General features: G+C 45.7%; 1 protein-coding gene. It reads left to right on the forward strand.

What is annotated here, in order from left to right; genetic code table 11:
* Nucleotides 1-44: 44 nt before the first annotated feature.
* Nucleotides 45-657: tetratricopeptide repeat protein (locus R7Z47_RS25170; protein ID WP_411913065.1), on the forward strand; the 613-nt coding region annotated here is incomplete at its 3' end.

Genomic DNA, 657 nt, shown 5'->3' on the forward strand with positions numbered 1-657 from the left:
GAGCAGTTCGGACAAACCGCAAAAGTGGAGTTCAAATTAGGCAAATGATGAAGAAATTCTTAATCACAACGCTGCTTAGTTTGACCGCAGCCAGTGCGATAGCTCAAGAGCTTAGCCAGTACACCGCATCTAGAGTGCAGCGTGCGCACAGCTTAGCTCAAGAAGAGAAGCTTAAAGAAGCGATCTCAACTCTCGAATCGTTAGACCTATCGCGTGGCTACGATCAAGCGTTTGTTGCTCGTATGCTCGGTATTTTTTATTGGCAGAATGAGCAAGTTAAGCCTGCTATCAAGCAACTGGATTTCGCGGTAAGCAGCGGTTTATTGCAAGACGAGCAAGCGTGGCAAACACGTAAAATGCTAGCGGATATTTTGTTGAACGAACAACAGTTTGCTAAAGCCTTGCCGCACTATTACGAGTTGAGTAAAGCCGTACCTAAAAACCAGAAAGCTCATGAATTTTGGCTGCGCATCGCACAATCGCATTACCAGTTGAGCCAATGGAATAAAGTGTTATCAGCGATGGGTCGCTACGAGAAGTTTGGTCAGCCAGATGAACTCGGTCCATTGTCGATTAAGCTTTCGTCTGAACTGGAACTCAAAAAGTGGCAGCCTGCTATTGTCACCATCAAACGTTTGATTGCAATAGAGCCTGAAC

This window comes from Vibrio sp. 1641 (genome assembly GCF_033339995.1).
Classification (GTDB): Bacteria; Pseudomonadota; Gammaproteobacteria; order Enterobacterales; family Vibrionaceae; genus Vibrio; species Vibrio alginolyticus.